The 14,190-nt window shown below is 61.1% G+C and carries 13 protein-coding genes; 5 read left to right on the forward strand and 8 right to left on the reverse strand.

Going from position 1 to position 14,190, the window contains the following annotated elements; genetic code table 11:
* From VJV58_RS03210 to VJV58_RS03220, 3 genes are all read right to left on the reverse strand, one after another.
* On the reverse strand, positions 1–2,278 hold a 2,278-nt coding region (locus tag VJV58_RS03210; RefSeq protein WP_324135899.1), incomplete at its 3' end, for a bifunctional salicylyl-CoA 5-hydroxylase/oxidoreductase.
* 87 nt (positions 2,279–2,365) lie between these two features.
* On the reverse strand, positions 2,366–3,202 hold the full coding sequence (locus VJV58_RS03215) for an enoyl-CoA hydratase family protein (RefSeq protein WP_324135900.1): 837 nt from the start codon (positions 3,200–3,202) through the stop codon (positions 2,366–2,368).
* A 45-nt stretch (positions 3,203–3,247) separates the two neighbouring features.
* A complete protein-coding gene (locus tag VJV58_RS03220) occupies positions 3,248–4,009 on the reverse strand; it encodes an SDR family oxidoreductase (protein WP_324135901.1) in 762 nt (253 codons plus the stop codon).
* Positions 4,010–4,239: 230 nt separating this feature from the next.
* Here VJV58_RS03220 and VJV58_RS03225 point away from each other — a divergent pair, with 230 nt between their 5' ends.
* Genes VJV58_RS03225 through VJV58_RS03245 form a run of 5 tightly spaced genes read left to right on the forward strand, consistent with a single transcriptional unit; the run spans position 4,240 to position 9,965 of the window.
* The gene (locus tag VJV58_RS03225; RefSeq protein ID WP_324135902.1) at positions 4,240–5,052 is read left to right on the forward strand and encodes an alpha/beta fold hydrolase; all 813 of its coding nucleotides are present in this window, start codon (positions 4,240–4,242) and stop codon (positions 5,050–5,052) included.
* Positions 5,052–6,338 carry an acyl-CoA dehydrogenase family protein gene (locus tag VJV58_RS03230; RefSeq protein ID WP_324135903.1) on the forward strand — a complete coding sequence of 429 codons (1,287 nt, stop codon included), beginning with the start codon at positions 5,052–5,054 and terminating at the stop codon, positions 6,336–6,338. The genes VJV58_RS03225 and VJV58_RS03230 overlap by 1 nt, the downstream gene beginning before the upstream one ends.
* Positions 6,339–6,343: 5 nt before the next feature.
* The gene (locus VJV58_RS03235) at positions 6,344–7,882 is read left to right on the forward strand and encodes a long-chain fatty acid--CoA ligase (RefSeq protein WP_324135904.1); all 1,539 of its coding nucleotides are present in this window, start codon (positions 6,344–6,346) and stop codon (positions 7,880–7,882) included.
* Positions 7,879–8,973 carry an NAD/NADP-dependent octopine/nopaline dehydrogenase family protein gene (locus VJV58_RS03240; RefSeq protein WP_324135905.1) on the forward strand — a complete coding sequence of 365 codons (1,095 nt, stop codon included), beginning with the start codon at positions 7,879–7,881 and terminating at the stop codon, positions 8,971–8,973. The genes VJV58_RS03235 and VJV58_RS03240 overlap by 4 nt, the downstream gene beginning before the upstream one ends.
* Positions 8,970–9,965, forward strand: a complete 996-nt coding sequence (locus VJV58_RS03245) for a 3-hydroxybutyryl-CoA dehydrogenase (RefSeq protein WP_324135906.1) — start codon at positions 8,970–8,972, stop codon at positions 9,963–9,965. The genes VJV58_RS03240 and VJV58_RS03245 overlap by 4 nt, the downstream gene beginning before the upstream one ends.
* On the opposite strand, the gene VJV58_RS03250 is transcribed toward VJV58_RS03245, so the two are convergent.
* The 5 genes from VJV58_RS03250 to VJV58_RS03270 all read right to left on the reverse strand — a co-directional run.
* Complete coding sequence (locus VJV58_RS03250) at positions 9,962–11,008, reverse strand: peptidase M29 (RefSeq protein WP_324135907.1); 1,047 nt, start codon at positions 11,006–11,008, stop codon at positions 9,962–9,964. The genes VJV58_RS03245 and VJV58_RS03250 overlap by 4 nt on opposite strands.
* Before the next feature lie 24 nt (positions 11,009–11,032).
* Entirely contained in the window at positions 11,033–11,800 is a 768-nt protein-coding gene (locus VJV58_RS03255; protein ID WP_324135908.1) for an ABC transporter permease, read from the reverse strand.
* Positions 11,797–12,573, reverse strand: a complete 777-nt coding sequence (locus tag VJV58_RS03260; RefSeq protein ID WP_324135911.1) for an ABC transporter permease — start codon at positions 12,571–12,573, stop codon at positions 11,797–11,799. Before VJV58_RS03260 ends, VJV58_RS03255 begins: the two co-directional genes overlap by 4 nt.
* Positions 12,574–12,578: 5 nt before the next feature.
* Positions 12,579–13,415 (reverse strand): ABC transporter ATP-binding protein, encoded by an 837-nt coding sequence (locus VJV58_RS03265; RefSeq protein WP_324135909.1) that lies wholly within the window; start codon positions 13,413–13,415, stop codon positions 12,579–12,581.
* A gap of 129 nt (positions 13,416–13,544) precedes the next feature.
* Positions 13,545–14,190, reverse strand: a 646-nt coding sequence (locus VJV58_RS03270; RefSeq protein WP_324135910.1) for a dihydroxy-acid dehydratase, incomplete at its 5' end; no start/stop codon positions are given.

Consider the following 14,190-nt stretch of genomic DNA (forward strand, 5'->3'; position numbering starts at 1 on the left):
GGTCCTCGAAGTCCTGCCGGTCGCGAACAGCGTTACGGAAAATCTGCTCCTTGCCCGGCAGATATTGCGGCGGACAGAACATCTCCGGCACTCCATACCATGCGGCGGCTTTCAGCGTGAATGAGGGATCGACCAGGTGCGGGCGGCCCAGGGCCACCAGATCGGCGCGGCTGGCGGCGAGAATGGTGTTGACCTGGTCTGCCGTCGTGATGTTGCCGACGCACATGGTTGCGACCCGCGCTTCGTTGCGGACCTGGTCGGAGAACGGCGTCTGGAACATGCGCCCGTAGACAGGCTGCGCATCGCGCACGGTCTGGCCGGTGGAGACATCGATCATGTCCACCCCCGCCTCGGCAAAGGCGCGCGCGACAGCTACCGCGTCATCGCCGGTGATGCCGCCTTCCGCCCAGTCAGTAGCGGATATGCGTACCGACATCGGCTTGTGCGACGGCCAAACCGAGCGCAATGCCTCGAACACCTCGAGCGGAAAACGCAGCCGGTTGGCGAGCGAGCCGCCATAGACGTCACTCCGCTTGTTCGTGAGCGGAGAGATAAAGCTCGCGAGCAGGTAACCGTGCGCGCAATGCAGCTCCAGCATGTCGAAGCCACAGCGCAGCCCACGTTCCGCCGCTTGAACGAACGCGGCCTTGACCGTCTCCATCTCGGCGCGGCCCAACTCGCGCGGCACCTGACTGTCGGGAAAGTACGGAATGGGTGAGGCCGAGAAGACGTCCCACGCGCCCTCTTCCAGAGGACGGTCCATGCCATCCCACATCAGCTTGGTCGCGCCCTTGCGGCCGGCGTGGCCGAGTTGCAGACCGATTTTCGCGACCGAATTGGCGTGGACAAAATCGACGATGCGCCGCCACGCGGTCTCCTGTTCATCGTTCCACAATCCCGCACAGCCCGGCGTAATTCGGGCCTCGCGCGAAACACAGGTCATTTCGGTAAAGATCAAGCCCGCTCCGCCGATCGCGCGCGAGCCGTAATGCACAAAATGAAAATCGCTGGCCACCCCTTCTTTCGCCGAATACATGCACATGGGTGAAACGACGGCGCGATTGACTACTTCCATCTCGCGCAGCCGCAACGGCTGGAACATCGGCGGCGCCGGTTTATCGATATCGACGTCGAAGCCCTTTGCACGAACCTGCTTCGCGAACGCCTTGTCCACTTCGTTGACAAAATCAGGCGCGCGCAGTGCCAGATTGTCATAGGTGATTGCCTTGGCGCGGGTCATGACCCCGAAAGCGAACTGCACCGGATCGAAATCCCAGAACCGATCGACATGCTCGAACCAGACCAGCGACACATCAGCTGCGTGCTGCGTCTTCTCGACCTCTTCGCGGCGGCCTTCCTCGTATTGACGCAACGCTGCGTCGATGCTGGGAGTGGCATGCATGGCCTCGGCCAATGCAATCGCGTCCTCCATCGCAAGCTTGGTGCCGGAGCCGATGGAAAAATGCGCGGTTGCCTTGGCGTCACCCAGCAGCACCATGTTGTCCCTGACCCATCGCTTGCTGCGGATCATTGGGAAATTGCGCCACATTGAGCGGTTGGTCAGCAGTGGATGGCCTTCAAGAAACCAACCAAAAATCTTGCCCATCCGATCGGCCGATTGCTTTTCGGTGAGCCCGTCAAGCCCCGCCCGCTTGAAGGTTTCCGGATCAGTCTCGAAGATCCACGTCGAACGCCCGGCCTCGTACTGGTAGGCATGCGCGATGAACGGGCCCCAGTCCGTTTCCTGAAAAATAAAGGTGAAGGCATCGAGCGGCCGGGTTGAGCCCATCCAGGCGAATTTGTTGGAGCGAAGGTCGACCTCCGGCTGAAAATGCTCAATGTATTTGTCGCGGAAGCGGCTGTTGATGCCGTCGGCCAAGACCACCAAATCGGCATGGGCGAAGCGCGTCTCGTCCTCGATATCAACCTCGAACAGCAGCGTCACGCCGAGTTCGCGCGCCCGCTCCTGCAAGATCAGGAGCAGCGTGCGGCGCGAGCAACCGCAAAAGCCATTTCCGCCGACCCGGTGAACCGTGCCCCGGAAGTGCACGGCGATATCGTCCCAATACGCGAACTGCTGGGTGATCCGGCGATAACTGATCGAATCGTATTTCTCGAAATTGTCCAACGTCGCGTCCGAAAACACCACGCCGAAGCCGAACGTATCGTCGGCGCGGTTGCGCTCGTAAACCGTGATCTCGGCGGCCGGGCGCTGCTTCTTCAAAAGGATCGCGGAATAAAGACCAGCCGGGCCCCCGCCGATGATCGCTATTTTCATGACAGCCTCCGGCGCGCGGAACTCCTGCGATTATTTTGAACCTAAAGCATTTATTCAGCAAGGCCTGCGGCTTCGCCCCGCCGACCATCAGTTGCCCTGGAACACCGGCTTTGCCTTCTTCGCAAACGCCTCGAAGGCCCTGCTGAAATCGGCTGTTGTCATGCACAGCGCCTGCGCCACCGCCTCGGCTTCGATCGCCTCTTCGACCGACATCGCCCATTCCATCGCCAGCATACGCTTGGTCATGGTGTTGGCGAAAGTCGGGCCTTCCGCGATCTCCTTCGCCTGCTGTTGCGCCTGTGATAGCAGCTGATCCGGGGGAACGATGCGGCTGAAGAACCCCCAACGCTCGCCCTCCTCCGCGCTCATGAAGCGGCCGGTATATAGCAAGTCTGACGCCCGCGATTGCCCGATGATGCGCGGCAGGATCGCGCAGGCACCCATGTCGCAACCAGCGAGCCCGACCTTGTTGAACAGGAAAGCGACCTTTGCACCGCTTGCCGCCAGGCGCATATCCGATGCCATGGCGATGATCGCGCCGGCGCCGGCGCATATGCCCGCCACCGCTGCGATTACCGGTTGCGGACAGGCCCGCATCGCCTTGACGAGATCGCCGGTCATGCGGGTGAAGGCGGTGAGGCCTTTTGTGTCCATCTTCACCAATGGACCGATGATCTCGAACACATCGCCGCCTGACGAGAAATTGCCACCGGCGCCGGTCACCACCAACGTCTTCACCTCCTCGTCCATGGCGCAGGCCCGAAAGAAATCCGTCAGCTCACGATAGCTTTCGAACGTCAACGGATTTTTTCGCTCGGGGCGATTCAGTGTCACGGTCGCTACTCCATCCACCACCGTCAGCAAAAAATGTTTGGGCGAAAATTGCGACAGCGGCAGCGTGACCGGATTGGCTTGCGTGCTCATGGGGATTCCCTTTGTGTTATCGTCGGTCGCGTGGGTGCGCGCGCCTCAAATCTCTCCGCCAGCCACAGCGATGGCCTGTCCAGTGATCGCGCCGGCACCTTCGCCGCACAACCACAGCACAGTGTCGGCGACTTCCGCCGCCGATACCAGGCGGCGCTGCGGATTGTGACGCGAGAGTTCGGCCACCGCCTGCTCATGACTGCGGCCGGTCTTCTTCATGATATTATCGATACTGCCAGCAAGTAGATCGGTATCGGTAAATCCAGGACACACTGCATTCACCGTGATGCGCGTGCTCGCCAATTCCAACGCCAGCGAGCGTATCAATCCGACCACCGCGTGCTTGGCGGCGGTATAGGCGGTCGCATACGCGTATCCCTTCAGGCCAGCCGTCGATGCAATCGCGATAATGCGGCCATACGGCCGTTCGGTCATAGCAGGCAAAACGGCCTGGATTGCGTGAACGACACCCATGAAATCAACATCGATCATCCGCCGGAACAATGCCGGATCGGATTTTGTAAATGGCGCGGATTCCGCGATCCCTGCATTGGCGATCAGTATGTCGATTGGTTGGCGCCTAGCGGCTTCGGCGATCGCAGTGGTAATGGCAGGATGAAGGGCGACGTCAGCTACGCCTGCGAAATGCGCGTCGCCCGCTGCTATGGCCTCATCCAGCGTCGCCTGGTTTCGGCCGATGACGGTGACGGTTGCTCCCGCCTGCGCCAGCGCGGAAGCGATCGCGCGGCCGATGCCCCGGCCACCGCCCGTGACCAGGGCGTGAGGAGAACGCGGCAGTCCGGGCATGCGCAGCTCCCCGATTTAGTTTGCCAACCTGAACCTGCCTATATTTTAGAGTTCAAGCTTTTGCAAACAAATGCATTACTCCCGGGTCGCTGTCGCCTGTTTCGACAATCGAAAGCACACCAAATACCCCATTACTTCAAACATGAAATTATCGCTTTTCATACCATTGAGGCCTGTTAGCATCGGTAAGTCCGACCGATCAGGAAATCCGCGTGACCCCATCTCAGTGCATGAAAACAAATGATGGCCGTTTTAGCTATCAAGCCGCGGGCGATCTGGCCTCGCCGCCGTTGGTATTCCTGCATGGGATCGGCGGCGCTGCCCGAGTCTGGAAAGGTCAACTCGATTTCTTTGGTGAGCGCTATCGCGCCATCGCCTGGGACATGCCGGGCTACGGTCGCTCCACGCCGCTATCGACTGTCAGCATCGCTACGCTCGCCGATGCGTTTAGCAATTTCCTGCAGCAGATCGGCGCGAGCAAACCGATTCTGGTCGGTCACTCGATTGGCGGCATGATCGTTCAGCAATTATTGGCGACGAGGCCCGGCATCGCCCGAGCGGTGGTGTTGGCGCAGACCAGCCCGGCATTCGGCAAAGCTGACGGCGACTGGCAGAAAGAATTCATCGCTGCGCGGCTTGGACCGCTCGATCGCGGCGAGACCATGGTTTCGCTCGCACCGATGCTGGTTCGGGAATTGGTGGGCGACGATCCCGACCGCGAAGGGATCGATCTTGCCCGTGAATGCATGGCTGCTGTGCCGGCCTCAACCTACCGTGCAACGATGCTGGCGCTGTTGGGATTCGACCAGCGGAGCGCGTTAAAAAATATCGCGGTGCCGACGCTGGTGCTGTCCGGCTCGAAAGACAAGAATGCGCCAGCGCCCATGATGGCAAAGATGGCGAGCTATATTCCATTGGCAAAATACGTCGAAATAGAAGCCGCCGGTCACCTCGTCAATCTGGAACGCCCTGGCACCTTCAACGCCGCGCTGGATGCTTTTCTGCAAACCAGCGTGGCTGCAACATCAGTCGTGGCGCAGTGATGGCGCAACAAGCCAGCAAGAGCGTCGGCCTGGATCGGATCGATGCGGATGCGCCGACGTTCGATCCGAAAGCGTTTCGGCTGGGCGACGAACAGGCCGAAATCATCGCAAGAGCGCGCGAGCTTGGCCAAACCGTATTCGCCTCCCGTGCCGCGGCCTACGACCGTGACGCGAAATTCCCGACCGAAAATTATCAAGACCTGCATCGCGCCGGGCTGTTGGGCATTGCGATTCCAAAAAAGCATGGTGGGCTCGGCGCCGATTACAAAACGTATTCACTGGCGGCTGCCGAAATCGGCCGGTATTGCGGCGCGACGGCCCTGACCTGGAACATGCACGTCTGCTCTACGCTGTGGTCTGGCCCGCTGGCGGACGATCTCGACATGGAGGCCGCCACCCGCGCCGAACACGAGCACCGCCGTGCCGTTCATTACAAACGCATTGTCGAAGGCGGAGCGGTTTATTCGCAACCGTTCTCGGAAGGCGGCGCCGCGGCGGCCGGCGGTGTTGCCTTTGGTACAGAAGCAAAGCCGGTCACCGGCGGCTGGCTCGTCAACGGCAAAAAAATTTTCGCGTCGCTTGCAGGTCACGCCGACTATTACGGAGTGCTGTGTACCGAGGTAGCGGCGGGTGAAAAGGCTTCCCGCCGCAATACGCTTTATCTTGCGATCGAGTCCAAAACCGACGGGATCTCCGTTGTCGGCGATTGGGATCCGCTGGGGATGCGCGGCACCGTCTCGCGCACGCTGCTGTTCAAGGATGTATTTGTGCCCGAAGACGCGGCGCTGATGCCGCGCGGTGTCTATTTTCAGGCAGCAACGCGCTGGCCGCACATGTTCCTGACGCTGTCGCCGACCTATGTCGGGCTGGCTCAAGCCGCTTACGATTTCACGGTGCGCTATCTGCGCGGCGAGATGCCGGGCACACCGCCGGTAAAGCGTCGGATGTATCCGACCAAGCAGATCGCCGTGGCGCAGATGCAAATCAAGCTCGAACAAACCAAGGCTCTCTGGTATCAGGCAATCAACGAAGCGCATGCCAATCCTACCAAGGAGCAGGTGTTGCGGGCTTATGCGGCGCAGTATTCCGCGATGGAAGGTGCCAACGAGATCGCGACCTTGGCGATCCGCACCTGCGGCGGCCAGGCGATGCTGAAGTCGCTGCCGCTCGAACGCATCTATCGAGACAGCCGCTGCGGCTCGCTGATGTTGCCATGGACAGCCGAACTCTGCCTCGATCGCATCGGCCGCGAGGCGCTGTACGAGACCGGCGAATCGGACGACTAGTTCGAATGGACCTTTCCGATCTCATTGAACGGAACGCGGCGTTCACGCCGGAGAAGATGGCGATCATCTTCGGTGGGGAAAATCAGAGTTACGCCGGATTGCATTCACGGATCGAATGCACAGCGCGCGCACTGAAGGCTGAGCTCGGCATCAGCCGCGGCGATCGCATTGCCATCCTCAGCCTCAATCGACCGGATTACCTCGTGCTGCTCTATGCCTGCGCCCGGCTCGGCGCAATGCTGGTGCCGCTGAACTGGCGTCTTGCCGTGGCCGAGCAACTATTCATCCTGTCGGACGCATCGGTAAAGGTGCTGGTGCTTGAACAGGCCTTTGCTGAGGTGCTACCCGCGCTGGAACAGCGCCTGCCCGGGACGAGCATCATTGGGCTGGATTTGTCGCCACCGCGTGGATTTGCGCTCGATACGCTGCTGACCCGCGCGCGCGGGGATGGTCGCAATCCGCATGTCGATCTGAGCTGTCCGCTGCTGATTGTCTACACTTCAGGCACGACAGGAAGACCCAAAGGCGCCGTGCTGCGCCAGGAAGCCTTGCTATGGAACGGGGTGATGAGCCAGCACATGCACAGCCTTACCTGCGGTGATCACGTCTTGACCGTGCTGCCGTTCTTCCATGTTGGCGGTCTCAACATTCAGACGACCCCGGCGCTGCACCAGGGCGCTACCGTCAGCATTCATCCTCGCTTCACCCCGGATGCAACACTCGCGACGATCGCGCGCGACCGACCGAGTTTGACGGTACTGGTGCCCGCAACCATGCAGGCACTGATCGAGCATCCCGACTGGGCTACAACCGACTTGTCACCGCTCAAGGCGATCTCGACCGGGTCGACGATCGTTCCGCCTCACCTGATCGAGCGCTTCGTCGCGCGTGGGGTCCCGGTGCTGCAAGTCTACGGCTCGACCGAGACCTGTCCGGTCGCGATCTATACTCGCCTTGGCGGCGATCTATCGAGGGCAGGCTCCACTGGCCTGCCCGGACTGTGCTGCGAGGCGTCCGTGATCGACGATGCCGGCAACGAGCTGCCCCCGGGCACACCGGGCGAAATCGTCGTGCGCGGCCCCAACGTATTCCACGAATATTGGGGCAACGAAGAAGCGACGCGCGAGGCCTTGCGCGATGGCTGGTATCGAACCGGCGACATCGCCCATCGCGACGATGAGGGTTATTTCTGGGTACACGACCGCAAGAAGAACCTGATCATTTCGGGAGGCGAAAATATCTATGCCGCGGAAGTAGAGCGGGTGTTGCTGGAGCATCCCGATGTCGCGGAATGTGGCGTGATCGGAAGACCGGACCCCAGATGGGATGAGGTGCCTGTCGCCTATGTCATCAGGCGATCCGGATGCACCGTCGAGGCGCACGAGTTGCGAGCGCATGTACTCCAGCAACTGGCTCGCTTCAAAGTGCCGCGGGACATCATTTTCGTCGACGACCTGCCGCGCACAGCTTTGGGCAAGGTCCAGCATTTCATGCTGAGACAGCTCGAGCTGCCCGGATCGTCTTCGCAAGGAGATGCATTGTGAAGATCGCGGTGTTGGGCGGCGGCAATGGCTCGTTTGCAGCGGCCGGTGACTTTGCCTTGCAAGGCCATGACGTGCGGCTCTGGCGCCGCGATGCGCGCCTGGTGATGGAACATCGCGCCGCGGGTTCCCGCGTCACAGTCAAGGACGCGAAGGGTCGTCACGAGGCGCAACTGGCGCTGGTGACAGCGGACATCGCGGAAGCCGCTCGCGATGCTGAGCTGATCGTCTGCCCTGCGCCGGCATTCGCGCAGCACGATATCGCCAGATTGCTTGCGCCCCATCTGGCGGATGGCCAGGTCGTGTTTCTGCCTCCGGCGACGTTCGGCTCGATGATTTTCGCGACCGCCGCACGCAAAACCGGCAACCTGGCCAGTGTGACGTTTGCGGAGACGGGCACGCTGCCCTGGCTGACGCGAAAGCATGGCCCTTTCGAAGCCGCGATTACCGTTCGCGCCAAGCGACTGCCGGTCGGCGTATTTCCGGAAAAACAAGCCGATCGTGCGCTCGAAATAATCGCTCGCGCTTTTCCTGATGTGATCGAGCCCTGCGGCGATGCGCTGTCCGGCGCGCTGATGAACGCCGGCCCGATTATCCATCCACCGCTCATTGTAATGAACGCCGGCCCGATCGAACATTTCGAACGCTGGGATATTCACAAGGAAGGCACGCAGGCCTCGATCCGGCGGGTTACCGACGCGCTCGATGCCGAGCGCATCGCGGTGCGGCAGGCGTTTGGCTATGGCGCTCCACATTTCCCGCTGGCGCATCACTATGCGCGTGAAGGCGAGCATTGGATGTATGGTCGTGGCTCGCATGATCGACTGACCGACTCCGGCGATTGGCGCGAGCGGCTTGTGCTCACCGACCACCGCTACATGCAGGAGGATCTGCGTCTCGGAATATCATTTCTGATTTCTGCTGCCGAACTGGCTGGTGTCGCGACGCCGCTAGCAAAGGGATTTCTTTCGATCGGCGGTGCGATCTGCGGAGAGGATTTCATGAAAGGCGGACGCACGCTTGCAAGCCTCGGGCTGGGCGGACTTAGTCGGAGCGAGTTGAAGACGTTCTTGCATGATGGCTTTGACTCGTGAGTGCGGGCCGTCCCAGGATTGCATGTCTGGGCGCCGGCCGCATGGGCCGCGGCATCGCGGTCGCGTTTGCCTATGCCGGGCACGCCGTCACCTTGGTCGACGTCAAGGCGCGGCCTGACGAGCGCTTCGGATTGCTCAAAACCGAGGCGGTGAAAGAAATCAGCAACACGCTTGCGAGCCTGTCCCGGTTTGGATTGCTGGCGGAAGCGGATGTCGAGGCCATCGTCGCCCGCGTCTCGGTCGTGCCGGCGGCCGAGATGTCTGCCGCGCTCGCCGGCGCCGTGATGGTGTTTGAAGGCGTCCCCGAGGTGGTCGAACTCAAGCGCGAGGTTCTGGCAGCGGCGTCGAAATGCGCTGGCGCCGAAGCCGTCATCGCGTCGACTACGTCAACCATTCTGGTCGACGATCTCTCCGGCGCTGTGGAGCATCCCGAACGGTTTCTCAACGTGCATTGGCTTAACCCCGCCTACCTGATCCCGCTGGTAGAGATTTCGCCGGGCAAGGCGACCGACCCGGCGATCACGACGCAAATGAAAGCGTTGCTGGAGGGGATCGGCAAGGTGCCGGTGGTGTGCGCGGCCTCACCGGGCTTCATCGTGCCGCGCATTCAGGCGCTTGCCATGAACGAAGCCGCACGGATGGTGGAAGAAGGTGTTGCCAGCGCCGAGGACATTGATAAGGCTGTCCGATACGGTTTCGGCTTTCGCTACGCGGTGCTCGGGCTGTTGGAATTCATCGATTGGGGCGGCGGCGACATTCTTTATTATGCCAGCCGCTATCTTGAAGGCGCGCTCGGCAGCGACCGCTATCGTGCGCCCGAGGTAATCTCAAAGAACATGCGCGACGGCCGCATCGGACTACGCACGGGTGCCGGGTTTCTCGACTACTCGGGCCTGGACGTCGAGGCTTACCGCGAGCGCCGGCTTTCGGATCTCGTCAGCCTGCTCAGGCATGTTGGCCTAGCCCGACCGCCGGTGCTGGATCGGGACTAGCCGAAAACGTCCTGCAACACACCTTCGCGGACCACCGCGACACCGTCCAATTCGATCGTCGTGCCCATCATCGGAAGATCGAAATGCCCGGCGGTGTAACGGCCGGCGAATTCATTCGCGCCGGTCGAAAACAGGAAATTGCCGGCGACGGCCCGCAGCTCTGTCCCGTTGGTGTCGCGCTGATCGTACATCGTCAGCGCCTCATAGCGGGCACGCGGGTTCATTCCGAATCCGACATGCGAAACGGCATAGGCTTCGCGGTCGCCCCACGCCGCCAGATAGGCGCGCATCATCGTGGCATCGGCGCCCTCGCCGTCGAGGTCCGTGACATAATCGTTCTTCAACTCCATCCGGACCGGCGAGGTCAGGTAGCGTTTGAAGGTCAGGTTGATATCGCCCGCCGCCATCACCAGGGTTCCGTTCACCGTTCCGCTTTTGGGAAAACTGACGACGATCCCGCCAGGCCAATGCGCGAGCGTTCCCGGCTTATCGGTCCAGCCCCACACGCCGACTGTCGAGGCGCCAATCATGTCGATGTCGAGCGCCGTCCCAGCTTTCGACGTCACGCGCATCCGTTTGGTCGCGCGCATCATCTTCGCCGCCGCCCTCACGCGTTTTTCCAACGCAGCATCGGGCAGCATGCGCTCGAGTGCCTCCGGATGCTCATTGGAAATCACGAGAATGCGCGCGCCGGATTTCAGTATTTCCGGCGTCTCCACCGCGTGCATCAGTCCCTCGATGCTGCAATCGACCACGAACCCCGCCTGCTGCAAGGCCGTGACCACAGGCGCTAGCCGCTGGATCGCTTCGCTGGCCCCCGTGGAGCGGATCGGCACGATCTGCTTGTTGCGCGGCGTCGGCACGATGACATGGAATGGCCTCGCACCCATCCGCAACAGTGCCAGTTCGGCAAGATGAACATTAAGCGCGCGCGACTGCGTTTCCGAAAGGATCGCGGCAGTATCGCCTGCCTTGATCGCGCAACGATCGAAAATCTCGCAAAACGCGTCGATCCACTTCGCTTCGATGCGGTCTGCGAACATCGCTTTCTCCTTACGAGCCTTGCATCAAACTTCCGGAAAGCCGCGCAGCAGATAATTCCGCAGGCCTTCCAGCAAGCCATTGAGAATCAGGCCGAGCAGCGAAATCGTGATCAGCGGCACGAACATGTCCACCGCCTGAAATGTTCGAGCGGCCGTCACCAAGACATGACCGAGGCCGTCGGTTGAGGTGATCATTTCGGCCAGAAACACCACGATGCAGGAGATCACGAGTCCGATGCGACAACCAGTCAGGATCGACGGCACGGCCGCCGGCAGCACCACCTTGAACAGGATCTGACGCCTTGGCGTACCTGCAGCCATCGCCGACCAGATCAGCTTCTGTTCCACCATCGACGCGCCGTAATAGGTCGATAGCAGGATCGGGAATAGCGCGTCGGCTGCAACCAGCATGATCTTGGATTGATGATTGAAGCCCAGCAGCAGCAATAACGCGGGATAGAGCGCTACCTTCGGCAGCGGCGCCAACACCCGCACGATCGGACGTACTACCGCATTGACGGCCGGGCTGGCCGCCGCGGCGAGCCCAATACTGACGCCAAGCAGCACTGCGATCGAGAAACCCGCGAACAGCCGAAACAGCGTAGCCGCGATCTCCTGCTGAAACGTGCTGGTGAACAGCTGCTGTGCCAGACGCGTGAATACGAGACCGGGTGGCGGCAGCAACGTCGGCGGTGCATAGCCAAAGGAGACAAGCGCCTGCCATAGCCCAACCATGAGTGCGATCGGCACGATTCCAAGCAGAATGTCTGTCGTAACAGCGCGTAAGTTCATGCAAAGCTCAATGGAATTTCGAAGCCCGGCTCGGACCATCTTACCAACCTGCCGCGTAGCTTTTCGAACGCGGCATCGAGCCCGATTCCCATCGCGCCGATGATGATGATCATGGCGTAAACCGTGTCGTATTGTCCCATATCGAGCGCATTGAACAGGATATTGCCGGCACCGGACTGCCGCGCGATCATCTCGCTTGTCACCATGGTAATCAGCGCCAGCACGAGCCCGGTGCGGCAGCCGGTGAGAATCTCCGGCAGCGCGGCTGGCAGTACGATCCGGATCATGCGCTGCGCGGCTGACAGGCCCATGGCCGCGCCCGACCACAACATCTTTTCCTCGATCGCCTTAGCGCCCTGGAAGCTGTGATAGATCACGGGAAGGCTGACGCCGAGAAAGATGACAAGCATCTTCGCGACATCGCCAACGCCGAGCCAGAGCAGGATGATCGGCATCAGTGCCGCCTTTGGCACCGGATAGGTAATCATCAGCAGCGGATTGAAAAAAGACGCCACGGCACGCGAGCGGCCCATCATCAATCCGAGCGGAATAGATACGAGTACCGCTACGCTGAAGCCGATCGCCATCCGCCTGATCGACGCGAGGATATTGATCAGCGATTCCTGGTCGCCAAGAATAGAGGGAATCGCCTTGATCGCATCCCACGCGCCAGGGAAGCTGTCAGTGTTTAACATCAGCGCCGCCGCCTGCCAAATGGCTAACAGACCGAGGCAGGCCAGTAGCGGCGCCGAACGGGAAACAACAGCACGCATCACGGTCACGGCCGCAACTCGTCTTCGCTGGTGTCGTCGATCATGCCTTCAATATCGACGACGTACTTCTGGTAGCGCGGGTCCAGCAGCAGTTCCGAGCGGCGGCGCGGACGCGGCAAATCGATTTCGACGATCTGCTTGATGCGTCCGGGCGCACGCGTCATCACCACGACCGTGTCCGACAGGAACACGGCTTCCTCGACCGAGTGGGTGACGAACAGCACCGTCTTGCGGTCGCGTTCCCAAATGTTGAGCAGATCATTTTGAAGCCGGGTACGCGTATGCGCATCGAGCGCGCCGAACGGTTCATCCATCAGCAGCACCGCCGGATGATAGGCGAGCGTGCGCGCCAGCGCGACGCGCTGCTTCATACCGCCGGATAGCTCCTTGGGATAAAAATGCTCAAATCCTTTCAGGCCGACCTTCTCGATCAACGCGCGGCTCTGGGCTTCGGCTTCAGGTGATTTGACGCCTTGCTGCCGTGGACCATACATCACGTTCCCAAGGACGCTCTTCCAGGGAAACAGCGCGAACTCCTGAAAGACCGGGCCACGATCAGGGCCGGGACCTCTAATTGCTTTGCCTTTCACTGTCGCAACACCTTCGGTCGGGCTGACAAAACCACCGACGATATAGAGCAGCGTCGATTTTCCGCAGCCGGAAGGGCCCAGGATCGAGACAAAGGCACCGTCCTCGATCGTCAGGGAAATGTCGGATATTGCGAGATGCTCCTGGCGTCCCGACGTGCGGAACACCTGAGAAACGTGATCGATGGTGATCATTGCGGCGCCCGTCTGGCGCGCCGGCGCGGCTTTTGCTTCAACGTTCGACCGCGATGACATCAGGTTCATTTCCGCTCGCAGTTCAGATTGAAGTCTGTCCGGCACAGTTCGGATGCTCGGCTTCGGTTAGAGCGACCATAGCGGAAACTTGCAAGCATTGGCGATGCAGTTTCGACCCGACCGGCAACATCAGGCCTGATCGAACCACGGCCACTCCGCCGCACCCTGATGCGTAACGGCGCCGCCGGGCGCTTGGCCGACCAGCCGGGCATACTTCGCCAGCGCGCCCGCCCGATGGCGGGGCGGCCGTGGCTTCCATGACTGCCGCCGGGTTTCGAATTCCGCCTCCTCAATCAGCAAGTCCAGGCGGCGCGCGCTGGCATCGATCCGGATCCGGTCGCCATCGCGCACCAACGCGAGCGGGCCGCCGATGAACGATTCGGGCGACACATAGCCGATGCACATGCCCCGGGTGGCGCCCGAAAAACGCCCATCGGTGATCAGCGCGACCTTCTCGCCCATGCCCTGCCCGTAGATCAGCGCAGTGACGCCGAGCATCTCGCGCATGCCGGGCCCCCCGACCGGGCCCTCATTGCGAATCACGAGAACGTCGCCAGCGCCGTATTTGCGATTGCGGACGGCTTCCACGCATTGTTCCTCATCCTCGAACACACGCGCCGCGCCTTCAAACACGAGGCTCTTGAGGCCGGCGACCTTGATGACGGCGCCGTCAGGGCAAAGATTTCCCTTGAGAACTGCGACGCCTCCATCCGGCATGATAGGCGCGCTTGTGGGAAAGATGACGTCGCCATCAGGCGCGTTCGCGTTGGCATAC

Origin of the sequence: Bradyrhizobium sp., from assembly GCF_035273305.1 — a bacterium.
Lineage (GTDB): Bacteria > Pseudomonadota > Alphaproteobacteria > Rhizobiales > Xanthobacteraceae > Bradyrhizobium.